Genomic DNA, 13,863 nt, shown 5'->3' with positions numbered 1-13,863 from the left:
CATCAAGGCTTATTTGTTTAAGTAGTTTAAAACCACTTCGTGGTGATCTTTGGTTTTGAACTTATCAAATATATGCTCAATGTTACCCGATTCATCGACTAAGAAACTGGTTCTAACCACGCCCATATTTTCTCGTCCCATGAATTTTTTCAGCTGCCACACACCATATTTCTCACACACAGCGTGGTCTTCATCAGCTAACAATGTAAAGTTTAAGCTCTGTTTGTTGATGAAGTTAATCAAGCGTTTCGGGCTATCAGGACTAATGCCTAAGACTACAACCCCTAAGTCATCTAATTGTTCTTTGCTATCACGAAGGCCACAAGCTTGAATGGTACAACCGGGTGTGGATGCTTTAGGATAAAAATAAACCAGTACTTTTTGCCCCTTGAAATCAGCCAAACTAACGCTTTCGCCATCTTGATTGAGTAGCGTAAATTCGGGGGCTGTTTCACCTTCTTTAATCGTTGGCATCTCAAAACTCCTTAAGGTTTGGGACTATTTTATTACTGTGGATAAATTTGAAACTCAGCAGATTCAGTACAGAGTTTGTTACAGAGCGTTTCAAATTGCTCACGCATTTTATCTTGGCTAATGGTTTGCTCATCACTGATGTAAGCAATCATTTCAAGCTCAAGTATTTGATGGTTTAGTTGCGAGCGTAATGACACCAGCGCTAAACCGTGATCTGAAATAAACTGAGTAAATTGACGAATGATCCCAGCGCTATCTTTAATTTTTATTTTAAAATGGGCGCGAGCCGAGTAGTTGGGCTGATCGTGTTCAGTGGTGCGTTTGACCACAGTCACAAGTTCCAGCTCCTGACTTTTCAGCGGTAAACTGGTTTCAATGCGGGTAATGGCATTCCAGTTGCCTGACACTAACATAATGAGCGTAAATTCCGCACCATATAAAGCCAGACGGCTATCAACAATATTGCAGCCGCAATCACTGATGTGGCGCGTGAGTTGATTGACAATATCGGGTCTGTCTCGACCGACTGCAGTTACGACTAAATGATGCTCCATAAACTTAAAAATCTATTGCCCCTATATGCACTTGAGCATACTCGTAACCATAGGGGATTTCCAGCATTGAACAATTTGTGCACTTGGTTTGAGAAAACTTCGATTATTCGCGATAAGCCTCAGAGCTTTAGTGCTCAAACCTTGAGTTTATCGCACCGGGTCAGTAGACTACTGGCCAGATTATAAAATTCTTGATTGGAGCGTCGCCCCATTGTTTGTTTCTTCTCGAATCCAACTATTGATCGTTGGCAGCGTATCAGTATGGTTATCCGCGTGTTCTTCTAATAATCACCCTGGTCGGGCATTGCACGGATTTGATTATTTAAATGCCAAAACTTCGGCTCCTCTGGTGGTTCCTGCACAGTATCCTAAACCGCAGATAGCCCAAGATTATGAGATCCCACCGCTCAAAGCGCAGTATCCATATACTCACTTGGTTGGTAGTAAAGTAGACATTCAGCCACCAGAGCAAATTATTGGTCTGGTCTCCGGCGAACTGCAAATGAATAATCAGCAGCCCTCGTATGTGTTTGAGCGCCCATCAGCGTCGTCAAAAGCACAAACGCAGCAGTGGATGGTGACCATTTTACAAGGGTATGCTCATCATTTCGGTGGAAATTTAGTACAGCAAAAAGCAAATCCACTGACATTTAGCTCAGGCATGCTGACCGAGAAACATCATATTGATAATGGCTTTTTTGACAGTAAGGATATTGTTTATCAGAGCCAGTTTAATTATGAGCTGAACGTCTTAAAAAGTGGCCGTTCAGTCACGCTGATTCCTCATCTGGTTTCTTACCAACGAGATCCACGTGAATACGACCAGCTGAGCAATCAAATTAAACATCGCATTGAGGTTGAAGAGCTCAACCGGGTGATCGCTTTCGTGGCGAATGTTCAGCACGCACAAAAAGCTCGAGCCATTCAACGCGCTAAATCAGAAAATAATCTTGCATCGATGCGCCCGATTGACTTGCAGATGCAAAATAATGACGGGGTTGCTACCTTAATTGCTAAGGCGCCGGTACCAGAGACGATTCATTCATTAGAAAAAGCACTGCCAGTCTTGGGCTTTAAAGTCACTGGATTTGTCTCAGAAGCGGGTAAAATGACCGTCGATTATGACCAACCATCTAGCAGCACACTTGCTGACTATGGGGTAAAACCAGTTCAACTGGCTGAGGATAAATATTATCTGACCATTGGTGGTAATGGCGACAATACTCAGATCACTATCAGTGATGAGGATGGCGTTTTAACTCCGGCTCGACTCAATAAAATCTATCCGGCGCTGAAACATCTACTTGCGACAATGAGTAAACCTCAGCCGTAATTATTATCACACATTTGATGGCGGCCAACTCTGGCCGTTATCACTACAACATACAATGCGCCTGTTATGAACCATGTGAAATTAGTTCGTCGTCCCGTTTTATCGGTTGCCGAATTAGGCAAACTTCCCCCAGAAATTCCGCAAATCATTCGCCAAATCTACTTAAGCCGAGGCGTAAGCGTTAGCGATGAGTTAGAACGCAATTTAAAGGCATTGCTTCCTTGGCAACGTCTTAATGGTTTAGATACGGCAGTAGAGTTATTGCTCGCTTATCAAAAGCGCCGGATTGTGATTGTGGGTGATTTTGACTGTGATGGTGCTACCAGCACGGCTTTAATGTTGCGTGGGCTTAACTCTATGGGCTTTACGCAGGTTGATTTTCTGGTGCCAAACCGGTTTGAATATGGTTACGGACTGAGCCCTGAAATTGTTAAGCTCGCGAAAGGGCGTGAGGCGGAATTAATCGTTACGGTTGATAATGGCATCTCCTCTATTAGCGGTGTTGCTGCGGCAAATGATGCTAATATTCCAGTGATTGTTACCGACCACCATCTGCCGGGCAGTGAACTCCCAAAAGCTGCGGCTATCGTCAACCCAAATTTAGCCCAGTGTGATTTTCCCAGTAAAAATTTAGCCGGGGTCGGCGTTGCCTTTTATCTATTGTGTGCTTTGCGCGCGAAATTACGTGAGACAGGCTTTTTTGCCAATTATCCAGAGCCAAATTTGGCCACGCATCTTGATTTAGTTGCCCTTGGAACAGTTGCTGATGTGGTGGTGCTTGATCACAATAATCGAGTATTAGTTCATCAAGGCTTATCACGCATTCGCGCAGGGCGCTGCTGCGCTGGTATTCAGGCGTTGATTGAAGTCTCTGGTCGAAATCAGTCATCGTTAACGGCCAGTGATCTTGGCTTTGCATTAGGTCCGCGATTGAATGCTGTTGGACGCTTGGATGACATGAGTCTTGGTATTCAATGCCTCGTTAGTGACGATCTCTTTCAAGCGCGCCCCATGGCATCAACGATGGATGAGCTTAATCAAGAACGTAAAGCGATTGAGCAAAGCATGCAGCAAGAGGCCGAGCAAAGCGTCGCCAAACTCTCGCTTGAACAGGATAATTTACCCAATGCGCTGGCGCTCTATCAGAGCGATTGGCATCAGGGCGTCGTTGGGCTGGTTGCTTCACGCATTAAAGAGAAATACTATCGGCCCGTATTTGCGTTTGCTGATAGCGATGAAAAGACGATTAAAGGCTCTGGACGTTCAATCAGCGGCGTACACATGCGAGATTTGCTGGAGAGAATCGATACTTTAAACCCTGGGCTCATAGAAAAATTCGGTGGCCATGCAATGGCTGCTGGCTTGTCTTTGGCAAAATCGAACTTTGAGATTTTTGCCGAGCAGTTAGAACAGGTAGCAAGCGAGTGGATAAAACCGGCGCAATTGACGGGTTCCTTACTCTCAGATGGGGAACTTCCTGGTGATTTCTTCTCTTTAGAATTTGCGCAGTTATTGCAAAAAGCCGGTCCCTGGGGCCAAGGCTTTAATGAGCCTTTGTTTGATGGGCTATTTTGGCTGTTAGAGCAGCGCATCGTTGGACAAAATCATCTAAAAATGACAGTTCAACCAGTCAGTGGTGGGCCAACGCTAGACGCCATTGCATTTAATATCGATCGCAATGTGTGGCCGGACCAAAGCATTCGGCAAGTACAACTGGCTTATAAATTAGATATTAATGAATTTCGTGGTCGGCGCAATGTGCAGCTTTTAGTTCAGTTGTTAGATAAACTCGATGCCACGAGCGAATAATCAATGGTAGAGCCAATCTAAGTATGTTTATTTCCCGCACAATTAGGTAAAATTAGCGCCCTTTAGTAAATCCTAACGACAGGTGAAAGCAATTATGTTTGAAGTCAATGCAATTCATCATACCCTCGCCGATATTAAAGAGCGTACCGAACTGCTTCGGGGGTATCTTTGACTACGCCAGTAAGTGTGAGCGTTTAGAAGAAGTTACCCGGGAACTTGAACAACCAGATGTCTGGAATGAGCCAGAGCGAGCTCAGAAACTGGGTAAAGAACGCGCGGCGTTAGAAGAAGTCGTTAATACTATTAAAGTCCTAGAACAGGGGCTTGATGATGTGGAAGGATTGGTTGAATTAGCGGTAGAAGCGGATGATGAAGAAACGTTTCAAGAAGCAGAGTCTGAATCATCTGAACTGTTAAAACAGCTGGAAAAATTAGAATTTCATCGAATGTTTTCCGGTGAAATGGATAAAAGTGACTGCTACATCGATATTCAGTCTGGCTCTGGTGGTACCGAAGCTCAGGACTGGGCAGCCATGTTGCTGCGGATGTATTTGCGCTGGTGTGAAGCTCATAGTTTTAAAGCCGAAGCGATTGAAGAGTCGGCAGGTGAAGTCGCTGGTATAAAAAGCGCCACAATTAAAGTGACAGGCGAATATGCCTATGGTTGGTTGCGTACCGAAACTGGTGTGCATCGATTAGTGCGTAAATCACCGTTTGATTCAGGTGGTCGGCGCCATACATCATTTGCCTCGGCGTTTGTTTACCCGGAAATTGATGACAGTATTGAAGTAGATATTAATCCAGCCGATCTGCGTATTGATGTTTATCGAGCATCTGGAGCGGGTGGTCAGCACGTCAACCGAACTGAATCAGCGGTGCGAATTACCCATTTACCAACCAATACCGTTGTACAATGTCAGAATGATCGCTCGCAGCATAAAAACAAAGATCAGGCGATGCGGCAGTTAAAAGCGAAGTTATATGAGCTTGAGCTGCAGAAGAAAAATGCTGAAAAACAGGCCAAAGAAGAAACCAAATCAGATATTGGTTGGGGCAGTCAGATCCGTTCATATGTGCTAGATGATTCACGGATTAAAGATTTGCGCACGGGAGTCGAGAATCGCAATACGCAAGCGGTGTTGGATGGCGATTTAGATAAATTTATTGAAGCTAGCCTTAAATCAGGGCTGTAAAGAGAAGATAAAGGTTAAAGAATGACTGAACAGGTACATGACGAGAATAAGCTAATTGCTGAACGTCGGGCCAAATTGACCGAGTTACGTAAATTAGGTAAATCGAATGGTTATCCTAACGATTTCCGTCGGGATAGCTACGCTGCACGCTTAGAAGAAAAGCACGGCGATAAGACCACCGAAGAGCTTGAAGAGCTGGGCCTGGTTGTCAGTATCGCCGGTCGAGTAATGGCCAAGCGTGGTCCGTTCATTGTCATTCAGGATATGACCGGTCAGATCCAAGCCTATGCTTCTAAGGATACTCAAAAAGAGCTTAAAGCACTCGGCGGGCTAGATATTGGTGATATCATCGGTGTGAAAGGTGAGCTGCACAAATCAGGTCGCGGTGCACTCTATGTGATGATGGATAACTTTGAGCTGCTGACTAAATCTTTGCGTCCACTGCCAGAAAAATTCCATGGCTTAGCTGACCAAGAACAGCGTTATCGCCAACGTTATGTTGACCTGATTGTAAACCAGCAGTCTCGTCAGACATTCAAAGTTCGCTCTCAGGTGATTGCTGCGATTCGTCAGTTTATGACTCAGCGTGATTTTATCGAAGTTGAAACACCAATGATGCAGACCATTCCTGGTGGTGCTTCAGCGCGACCATTTATCACTCATCACAATGCGCTGGATATTGATATGTATCTACGTATTGCGCCTGAGTTGTATCTGAAACGTTTAGTGGTTGGTGGTTTTGAACGAGTGTTTGAAATTAACCGAAACTTCCGTAATGAAGGCTTATCTCCTCGGCATAACCCAGAGTTCACAATGATGGAATTCTATATGGCCTATGCTGATTACCATGATCTAATGGACTTAACCGAAGCATTATTAAAATCGGTAACAGAACAAGTATTGGGTAGCAGCGTTGTTAAATATGGCGAAGAAGAGTTTAACTTTGGCAGCACGTATGCGCGCTTATCAATGCTGGATTCAGTTAAACAATTTAACCCTGATAACGAAGCCATTCAGCAGTTAGATAACGATAAAGTTCAAGATCGCTCGATTATGGAACCGATTGCTAAAGCAATGGGTATTGAAATCGAATCGTATTGGGGCGCTGGTAAACTGTTGACTGAAATTTTCGAAGAAACCGTTGAACATCGACTGATTCAGCCAACCTTCATTACTCAGTATCCAGCTGAAGTCTCGCCATTAGCTCGGCGTAACGATGAAAATCCATTCATTACTGACCGTTTTGAATTTTTTGTCGGTGGACGTGAAATTGCCAATGGTTTCTCAGAGCTTAATGACGCTGAAGACCAAGCTGAACGCTTTAAAGCACAGGTTGCAGCAAAAGATTCAGGTGATGATGAAGCTATGTTCTACGATGATGACTACATCACAGCGCTTGAACATGGTCTGCCACCAACAGCAGGTCAGGGGATTGGGATTGACCGATTGGTGATGTTATTTACCGACAGTCATACCATTCGTGATGTTGTGTTATTCCCAGCATTGCGCCCACAAAATAAAGAGAATTAATTTCTCAGTTAGCATTTGTGATGTACAAACCGAAGCTTTAGGGCTTCGGTTTTTTTATATAAATTTTCCAGTGGAATCGGTTTTATGAGCAGGTGAAAATGTTTGTAGCTATAGTTGTTATTAACAGTAATTTACCAACAGAGTTAAGACAATGAAGGTTATGGATGGCGATTTAATCACACTTGCTGAACAAGGCAAATTCGATGTGATTGTGCATGGCTGTAATTGCTTTAATGATATGAGCCATGGCATTGCAGCAACGATAAAAGAACACTTTCCTGAAGCTTATATGGCCGACCAGGACACCACTCCTGGGGATCGCAATAAGCTTGGTACATTTACCAGTGCTTTAATTGAGCGCAATGGCCATCAGTTCACGGTTGTAAATGCATATACCCAGTATGGGCATGTGGGCGATGGTAACGTTGATTACGAAGCGCTGCAGATTGTGTTTGCGCAAGTTAAGCAGCATTTTCATAACTTGCGTATTGCTTATCCACTGATTGGCGCAGGGCGCGGTGGTGGTAACTGGGAGTTACTGGAAAAAATTATCGATCAGCAGCTCGAAGGCGAAGATCACACCCTGATTCGTTATGAAGTGGCCTGATATAAGCGCACGCAATTGCGCCCTTCATCTTTTGCTTGATAAAGTGCGCAGTCGGCTTTCTCGATGAGCGCGTCAAAGGTACGAATCGGCTCTGAGAGTTGAGCAAGACCGATACTAACTGTGACAAAAAGGTGCTGGTCCTCAACGACAATCGGGTGTTCACTGATCGTTTTTAAGGTGCGATTGGCCCATGTCAGCGCTTGCTCAGGCGTTTGATCAGGCAGTAATACTAAGAATTCTTCGCCGCCAAAACGGGCAACTAAGTCACGTTCACGGGTAATTGAGTCAATCAATCCGGCTATCAGTCGTAGCACTTTATCGCCGATAAGATGCCCGTACTGATCATTTACTTTTTTGAAGTGATCAATGTCAATCAGGGCTAAAAACGCATGATGGCCGTGAATATGTTGGACGCTCGTCATGGTGAGATCGGCATATTTGTACATAGCATGGCGATTATAAAGCCCTGTCACTTCATCATGGTTAGCGTATTGCAGCAATTGATTTTGCAGCTTTTGGGCTGCGATAACAGGTATAAATATTGCGGCTGCAAATAGATAAGTCGTTTCGAGAATGACCATCAGTACATTGGACCAATTATAAGTTTGTAGAAATTGAGTATGGCTCGTTAGGAGGTTTAAAATAGTGCGAATAATTACTCCTACAAACATCATACTGAGCAATATGGCCCAAAATTTTCTGGCGCTCTCAAATTTCTCTAACCGCATGAAACACAAATAAATAGTAATCGAAATTTGCGCCATCATTAAAATATCAACCAGAATAACTCGTTGAGTAAAAGTGGCATGTTCTAATAGGGCGATACCAATGGCTATAAACGTAATCACGGGAAAACTAAAAATAGCGAGGGACAATTTGCGGATATTCAGTGAGTGGTAACGATAAAATCCAAATGTATAAAATGCAATGGAAAGACTGACAATGCTATTGCCAAGTAAAACACTAACAGGCATTGGAATCCAGAATCTGGCAAAAAGAAAAAGTAAACCAATCGAAACGCACCAATGGCCTAAAACCCACAACATGACACCGGGACATTGTTCTGTGGAGCGCAGCAGTAATGTTAGAACCAAGCTGGAAACAATGCCGAGCACAATGTCCATAATTAACAGTGTGGAAATATCAATGTGCAGCAAATTTTAGCCTACTTATAAATAGTGTTCGTCTTGACTAACTAATGGTTATTTTAGTCGTTCTGGGAAAGATGAATCGCTATTTTATATAAAATATCCACTAATAAAAATCATATTATGAACCCCTTGGTTTAGTTATGAAAATTAAAGGGTATTTTTGATCCCAACAAAGTTTTGTGTCAGTTTTCGGGTTTGCTCGATAAAATTTACTGTCCATGGCTTTGCGTCATTTACATAAGCTAAATACATTGTGCGCCATAATCCCTGCTCCCCTAAATTAAGCATTTTAAGATCCAATGCTTGACCGAGTTCTTGAACGACCCAACGAGGAAGCGCTGCAAGTTCATCACTTTGGCTAACTTGTTGAAGCATCATCAACGGGTGGCGAGTATAGCGAAGCGCTGCGGGTTTTACACCTGCTGGCTGTAGAAACTCACTAAACACATCAAGACGCTGCTCGGCGATTGGATAAGTAATCAGCTGAGCCTGGCTTAGCTGATTGGGTTTAAGAAAAGGTTCTTTTGTTAAAGGGTGGCCGCCTCGGCAAACAGCTACAGTTTCATAATGAAATAGTGGTTGATAATTGATTTGCTCCATCGATTGCGGATTAGCTGTTAAAACCCATTGCAGCTCACCACTTTGCAGCGCACTGAGGGCATCAAACGGGTGTTCGTTGATTAGCTCCACATGAATATTTGGCCATTGTTTTGAAAAAGCTTTTAACACAGGCAATAGCCACAGATAACAACTGTGGCATTCCAGTGCCAGAGATAATTCATTAGGTGGAATATCCGTTTGATTATTAAGCCGTTGCTCGGCTTGATAAATTTTAGGGAGTAGGTCACTGGCTAGTTCTAACAGCAGTTGACCTGATTTTGTAAATTTTAGGGGCGTTGTTTTACGAATAAATAGGGTACAGCCTAAGCGTTGCTCCAATTCTTTGATCTGATGAGACAGAGCAGATTGGCTGATGTAAAGCTGTTCGGCGGCCCGGCTGACAGAGCCTGATTGGGCCAGAGATTGCAATGTTCGAAGATGGCGAATTTCTATCATCAATTTTACTCATGTTAATTATGAAAAAAATGATTTTTAATCATGTTAGCATGATGTCATAGTTATAGCCATCTAAACATCTATCCATCCAAAGAGGGCGTTATGGCAATACTACACAACTTAGGTTATCCAAGAATTGGTGAAGACCGTGAATTAAAACGAGCGATTGAAAAGTTCTGGCAAGGGAAAATTGATGAGTCTGAGCTTAAAAATATTGGTCAGCAGTTACGCCAGCAAAATTGGCAGACACAACAATCTGCTGGTATCGATCTGCTCCCTGTAGGTGATTTTGCTTGGTATGACCATATTTTGCAGTTGGCGCTGACTTTTGGTGTTGTACCGTCTCGCCATCGGCATAATGAAGATGCATCGGCATTAACCCAATTATTTAACTTAGCTCGTGGCACAAGTAATGAGCAGGGTAACCAAGCCGCATTAGAGATGACAAAATGGTTTGATACTAACTATCACTATTTGGTTCCTGAATTTGAGGCTAATCAACAGTTTGAACTAGGTCATAGCCCGTTGTTGGAACAAATTGACGAAGCTAAGGCGCAGTCGCTACCCATTAAAGCGGTGGTGACAGGGCCTTTAACATTTCTTTATTTGGGACGGTTTGAACACGAGCAAAAATTGTTGCTCTTGCCTGCTTTGCTTAAAGGCTATCAGCAATTGTTGGCGAAGATTGCTGAAAAAGGTGTCGATTGGGTACAGATTGATGAACCGATTCTTGCTCTAGAACTAGAGCCCGCTTGGCATCAAGCGTTTGCTGATGCTTACCAAACATTGGGGCAAAGCCCGGTCAAATTACTGTTAACCAGTTATTTTGGCTCTATCTCAATACCATTATCTGATATTGCAAAATGGCCTGTAAGTGGTATTCATCTGGACTTGATTCGTGCACCGGAGCAGTTAGATGCTGCATTAAACCAGTGGCCAATTGATAAAGTGTTCTCTCTTGGGGTGATTGATGGGCGAAATATTTGGCGCAGCGATTTAAACTACTGGCTTGATATCTTAGAGCCTGTGAATCGCTCTCGAGGTGATAATCTGTGGCTTGCACCCTCTTGTAGTTTGTTACATGTGCCAGTTAACTTAGAGCGTGAGCACAAGCTCGACAGCGAGCTTAAAAGTTGGTTGAGCTTTGCCAAACAGAAACTCTCTGAACTTGTGGCATTAGGTCATCACCTAGATAATAAAATCGATGAAACTGACCGCTATTATTTGGCACTGAGTCAGCAGGTTGTCGCTAGCCGGGCTCAGTCATTACGTATTACCAATCCAGCGGTTCGCTCGCGGATTGACAGATTAACTGAAGATGATTTTCATCGTGCTAATCGTTATCCAGAACGCGCAAAAATTCAACATCAGAGTTTGAAGCTACCGCTGTTGCCAACCACTACCATTGGTTCATTCCCACAAACCTCAGATATTCGAGCAACACGCTCAGCTTTTGTTAAAGGTGATATTACCCAAGCTGAATATGATGCGTTTATTGCCGGTCAGATTGATGAGGTGATTCGCCGTCAAGAGCAGTTGGGACTCGATGTTCTGGTCCATGGCGAACCTGAGCGCAATGACATGGTGGAGTATTTTGCTCCTTATCTTAACGGCGTCGGTCAAACCCAATATGGTTGGGTACAAAGTTATGGAACGCGCTGCGTTAAACCACCTGTTATTTATGGTGATGTTAGCCGCGCCGAGCCGATGACGGTGCGTTGGAGTACCTATGCTCAGTCTCGCTCAGATAAACCAGTTAAGGGCATGCTCACCGGGCCTCAGACTATTTTGGGGTGGTCATTTGTGCGCAGTGACATTGCGCGAGCAGACGTTGCTGATCAGATAGCATTGGCTCTTCGTGACGAAGTCGATGATTTGCAAAAAGCTGGGATTAATATTATTCAGATTGATGAACCAGCCCTTCGAGAAGGATTGCCATTGAAACGTTCGCAATGGCTCGAGTATTTGAATCGCGCCGTTCGAGCTTTTCGTTTGTGCGCCAGTATTGCTGATGATGCAACTCAAGTTCACACGCACATGTGTTATAGCCAGTTCAACGACATAATTGCATCGATTGCCCAGATGGATGCCGATGTTATTACGATTGAAACCTCTCGCTCTGCGATGAAGCTGTTGGATGCTTTTAAAGATTTTAACTATCCCAATGAGATTGGCCCCGGAGTGTATGATATTCATTCCCCCGTTGTGCCAAAGGCGCAGTGGATGGAGAAATTGCTTATTTTAGCCAGTGAGAAAATTCCACTTGAGCGGTTGTGGGTGAATCCTGACTGTGGTCTGAAAACGCGTGATTGGCCAGAAACGCTCGCTTCACTGCAAGTGATGGTCGATGTTGCTCGCAAATTACGCGAACAATTCAAAAACAGCTAATTAAATGTTAATTCCCCAGCAATGTTGCTGGGGAATTTTAGTTAAGGCGCGGTTGTTAGCGTCCCATTATCATAAAAACTAGGGATAAGTTTGTGCTCTTTGTCATTAAAAATGAGCTGCTTGCCATCTCGTTTGCCATCTTTAAATTGTAGCAATTTGATTAACATTCCTTGGCGGTTAAACTGATAGACTTTTCCTTGCTGCTTTCCTTCTCGGTTGTATTGGCCGCTCCCTAACAGATAGCCTTCTTTGCTATGTTCTTGCCACTGGCCAACAGCAACACCATTGTTATAGTTGCCAGTTAAGATATTCTCTGTATGTTCTTTTTGAAGTTGCCACGGGCCATTGCGTTTGCCGCTTCGATAGTGTCCTTTGGTTATAATCTGGCCGTTTTGAAATTCTTCATACAGTCCAATTTGTTGGCCATGGCTAAAATGCGCAAGTTTGATAAGCTGGTCTTGGTAGAACTCTTTTTGGGTTCCATCAAGTTGACCATGATTATCATAGTGTTGCTTTTTAAGGCTATTTCCTTTTTTAACGGACCACGCACCCACTTTTTTATCTTGGTGATACTGACCAATAATTGCCAATGAGCCATCACTGATAGTTTTCTTATAGTTACCTTCGTGTTGACCATCTTGGTAGAACGCTTCGATAATCAATTTTAGGTTGTTAGCGTATTGAATGTATTCACTTGAAAAATAGCGACCATCCAGATGCCCATTAATTTTTTTCTCGTGATAAGTAAGGTTTCCTTGTGAGTCGTATCGCTCGTGTAAGGTAGAATTTTTCCCAGAGTCTATGTTCAGTAATTGGGCAAGCTTGCCTTGAGTATAGGTGCGCTTGACCTGGCCAGTTGCGTGCCCTTTAGCGTCAAATGACCAAGTTTGAGTTTGGTAGTCATTTTTACCATCGCTGTAGTGGGCAGAATAGATCTTTTGCTTGCGTTGATTGTATTTTCTCTCGCGAAGCAATGTGCCATCTGCTTTGAAATATTGCTCAGAGCGCTTAATGTTTTTATGGTAGGTGCTTTTTGCTGTTAAGTGGCCATCGGGGGCGTAAAACTTCCAAGTCCCTTCGCGTTGACCGTGTCGATAAAAAGTAATACTTCTGCGTTTACCATTGTTGTAGAAAGTTTTATTTTCTCCCTGATACTTACCGTTTTGGTAGTTTAAAATGGCAACCAACTGGTTTTTATCATTGTATTGTTTAACTTCGCCATGGCGTTTGCCATCAATAAAATGTATCAGGGCGCTTAGCTGGCCGTTTTGGTGGTAATACTTAGCCTCGCCATTTAACTTATCATTTTTATAATGCTCGATGCTGTAGAGTTTTCCTGAACGTGGGTAAAATTCCTTGCCAACACCAGTTAATTTGCCATGGTAAAAGTGAAATAACTTGATGAGTTTGCCATCTCTTGTGAAGACTTTTATCTCACCGTGTGCCTTACCTTGACTGTCGCGGGCTCCTGTTCCTTGTATCTGGCCGTTATCATAATAATATTTATATGGGCCAATTGCGGTGCTGTTGATCTCCGCTTGAATGGTTTTTCCCTCAAAGTAGAGCTGATTATTTTTGGCAAAATAAACCCTCTCTTTCCAACCTGGTTCTGATTTTAGCTTTTCAGGTGTTGCTTGATAGAACTTTGCTTTTTCTTTTGTCGTTGGGTTCCAGTCTTTATCCAAATAGGTGGTTTTGGCAAAGACGTTGACGCTCACCAGACTGATAAGGAGCGCCACCAAGATAGCGTTTAATTTCAACATGACAA

Annotated in this window: 11 protein-coding genes; 6 read left to right on the top strand and 5 right to left on the bottom strand. The window is 43.4% G+C overall.

Annotated features, from left to right (window positions below; all coding sequences use genetic code 11):
- Nucleotides 1-9 precede the first annotated feature (9 nt).
- The gene (gene bcp, locus ABTQ23_RS13560; RefSeq protein WP_408616276.1) at nt 10-474 is read right to left on the bottom strand and encodes a thioredoxin-dependent thiol peroxidase; all 465 of its coding nucleotides are present in this window, start codon (nt 472-474) and stop codon (nt 10-12) included.
- A gap of 32 nt (nt 475-506) precedes the next feature.
- A complete protein-coding gene (locus ABTQ23_RS13555) occupies nt 507-1,028 on the bottom strand; it encodes a glycine cleavage system transcriptional repressor (RefSeq protein WP_408616275.1) in 522 nt (173 codons plus the stop codon).
- Between the two features lie 211 nt (nt 1,029-1,239).
- Here ABTQ23_RS13555 and bamC point away from each other — a divergent pair, with 211 nt between their 5' ends.
- The 5 genes from bamC to ABTQ23_RS13530 all read left to right on the top strand — a co-directional run bounded on the left by bamC (nt 1,240) and on the right by ABTQ23_RS13530 (nt 7,500).
- The gene (gene bamC / locus ABTQ23_RS13550; RefSeq protein WP_408616274.1) at nt 1,240-2,361 is read left to right on the top strand and encodes an NlpB/DapX family lipoprotein; all 1,122 of its coding nucleotides are present in this window, start codon (nt 1,240-1,242) and stop codon (nt 2,359-2,361) included.
- A 66-nt stretch (nt 2,362-2,427) separates the two neighbouring features.
- Nucleotides 2,428-4,170: a single-stranded-DNA-specific exonuclease RecJ gene (gene recJ, locus ABTQ23_RS13545; protein ID WP_408616273.1), complete on the top strand. Its 1,743-nt coding sequence runs from the start codon at nt 2,428-2,430 to the stop codon at nt 4,168-4,170.
- Between the two features lie 94 nt (nt 4,171-4,264).
- Nucleotides 4,265-5,363 (top strand): peptide chain release factor 2 gene (gene prfB, locus ABTQ23_RS13540; RefSeq protein ID WP_408616272.1). Its coding sequence is split into 2 segments (ribosomal slippage): nt 4,265-4,339 and nt 4,341-5,363, totalling 1,098 coding nucleotides; the frame shifts between segments, so codons are not numbered across the junction.
- A 21-nt stretch (nt 5,364-5,384) separates the two neighbouring features.
- A complete protein-coding gene (gene lysS / locus ABTQ23_RS13535; RefSeq protein WP_408616271.1) occupies nt 5,385-6,893 on the top strand; it encodes a lysine--tRNA ligase in 1,509 nt (502 codons plus the stop codon).
- 151 nt (nt 6,894-7,044) lie between these two features.
- Entirely contained in the window at nt 7,045-7,500 is a 456-nt protein-coding gene (locus tag ABTQ23_RS13530) for a macro domain-containing protein (RefSeq protein WP_408616270.1), read from the top strand.
- Here the strand turns inward: ABTQ23_RS13530 and ABTQ23_RS13525 are convergent.
- Together ABTQ23_RS13525 and ABTQ23_RS13520 are read right to left on the bottom strand one after the other, a co-directional pair.
- Nucleotides 7,485-8,657 (bottom strand): GGDEF domain-containing protein, encoded by a 1,173-nt coding sequence (locus ABTQ23_RS13525; protein WP_408616269.1) that lies wholly within the window; start codon nt 8,655-8,657, stop codon nt 7,485-7,487. The two genes, ABTQ23_RS13530 and ABTQ23_RS13525, sit on opposite strands and share 16 nt — an antisense overlap.
- A gap of 141 nt (nt 8,658-8,798) precedes the next feature.
- A complete protein-coding gene (locus tag ABTQ23_RS13520; protein WP_408616268.1) occupies nt 8,799-9,707 on the bottom strand; it encodes a LysR substrate-binding domain-containing protein in 909 nt (302 codons plus the stop codon).
- A 102-nt stretch (nt 9,708-9,809) separates the two neighbouring features.
- On the opposite strand from ABTQ23_RS13520, the gene metE reads away from it, so the two are divergent.
- Complete coding sequence (gene metE, locus ABTQ23_RS13515; protein WP_408616267.1) at nt 9,810-12,095, top strand: 5-methyltetrahydropteroyltriglutamate--homocysteine S-methyltransferase; 2,286 nt, start codon at nt 9,810-9,812, stop codon at nt 12,093-12,095.
- Nucleotides 12,096-12,136: 41 nt separating this feature from the next.
- Here metE and ABTQ23_RS13510 read toward each other — a convergent pair whose 3' ends face one another.
- Nucleotides 12,137-13,858, bottom strand: a complete 1,722-nt coding sequence (locus ABTQ23_RS13510; protein ID WP_408616266.1) for a toxin-antitoxin system YwqK family antitoxin — start codon at nt 13,856-13,858, stop codon at nt 12,137-12,139.
- Between the last annotated feature and the right edge of the window lie 5 nt (nt 13,859-13,863).

This window comes from Celerinatantimonas sediminis, assembly GCF_046054195.1.
Taxonomy (GTDB): domain Bacteria; phylum Pseudomonadota; class Gammaproteobacteria; order Enterobacterales; family Celerinatantimonadaceae; genus Celerinatantimonas.
Note: the sequence above shows the minus strand (reverse complement) of the source record. Positions and strands in the feature narration are given on the sequence as shown.

Excerpts from the sequence above, each read along its gene's own strand:
- bcp (WP_408616276.1), bottom strand. The coding sequence starts at position 474 with ATGCCAACGATTAAAGAAGGTGAAACAGCCCCCGAATTTACGCTACTC.
- ABTQ23_RS13555 (WP_408616275.1), bottom strand. The coding sequence starts at position 1,028 with ATGGAGCATCATTTAGTCGTAACTGCAGTCGGTCGAGACAGACCCGAT.
- recJ (WP_408616273.1), top strand. The coding sequence starts at position 2,428 with ATGAACCATGTGAAATTAGTTCGTCGTCCCGTTTTATCGGTTGCCGAA.
- lysS (WP_408616271.1), top strand. The coding sequence starts at position 5,385 with ATGACTGAACAGGTACATGACGAGAATAAGCTAATTGCTGAACGTCGG.
- ABTQ23_RS13530 (WP_408616270.1), top strand. The coding sequence starts at position 7,045 with ATGAAGGTTATGGATGGCGATTTAATCACACTTGCTGAACAAGGCAAA.
- ABTQ23_RS13520 (WP_408616268.1), bottom strand. The coding sequence starts at position 9,707 with ATGATAGAAATTCGCCATCTTCGAACATTGCAATCTCTGGCCCAATCA.
- metE (WP_408616267.1), top strand. The coding sequence starts at position 9,810 with ATGGCAATACTACACAACTTAGGTTATCCAAGAATTGGTGAAGACCGT.
- ABTQ23_RS13510 (WP_408616266.1), bottom strand. The coding sequence starts at position 13,858 with ATGTTGAAATTAAACGCTATCTTGGTGGCGCTCCTTATCAGTCTGGTG.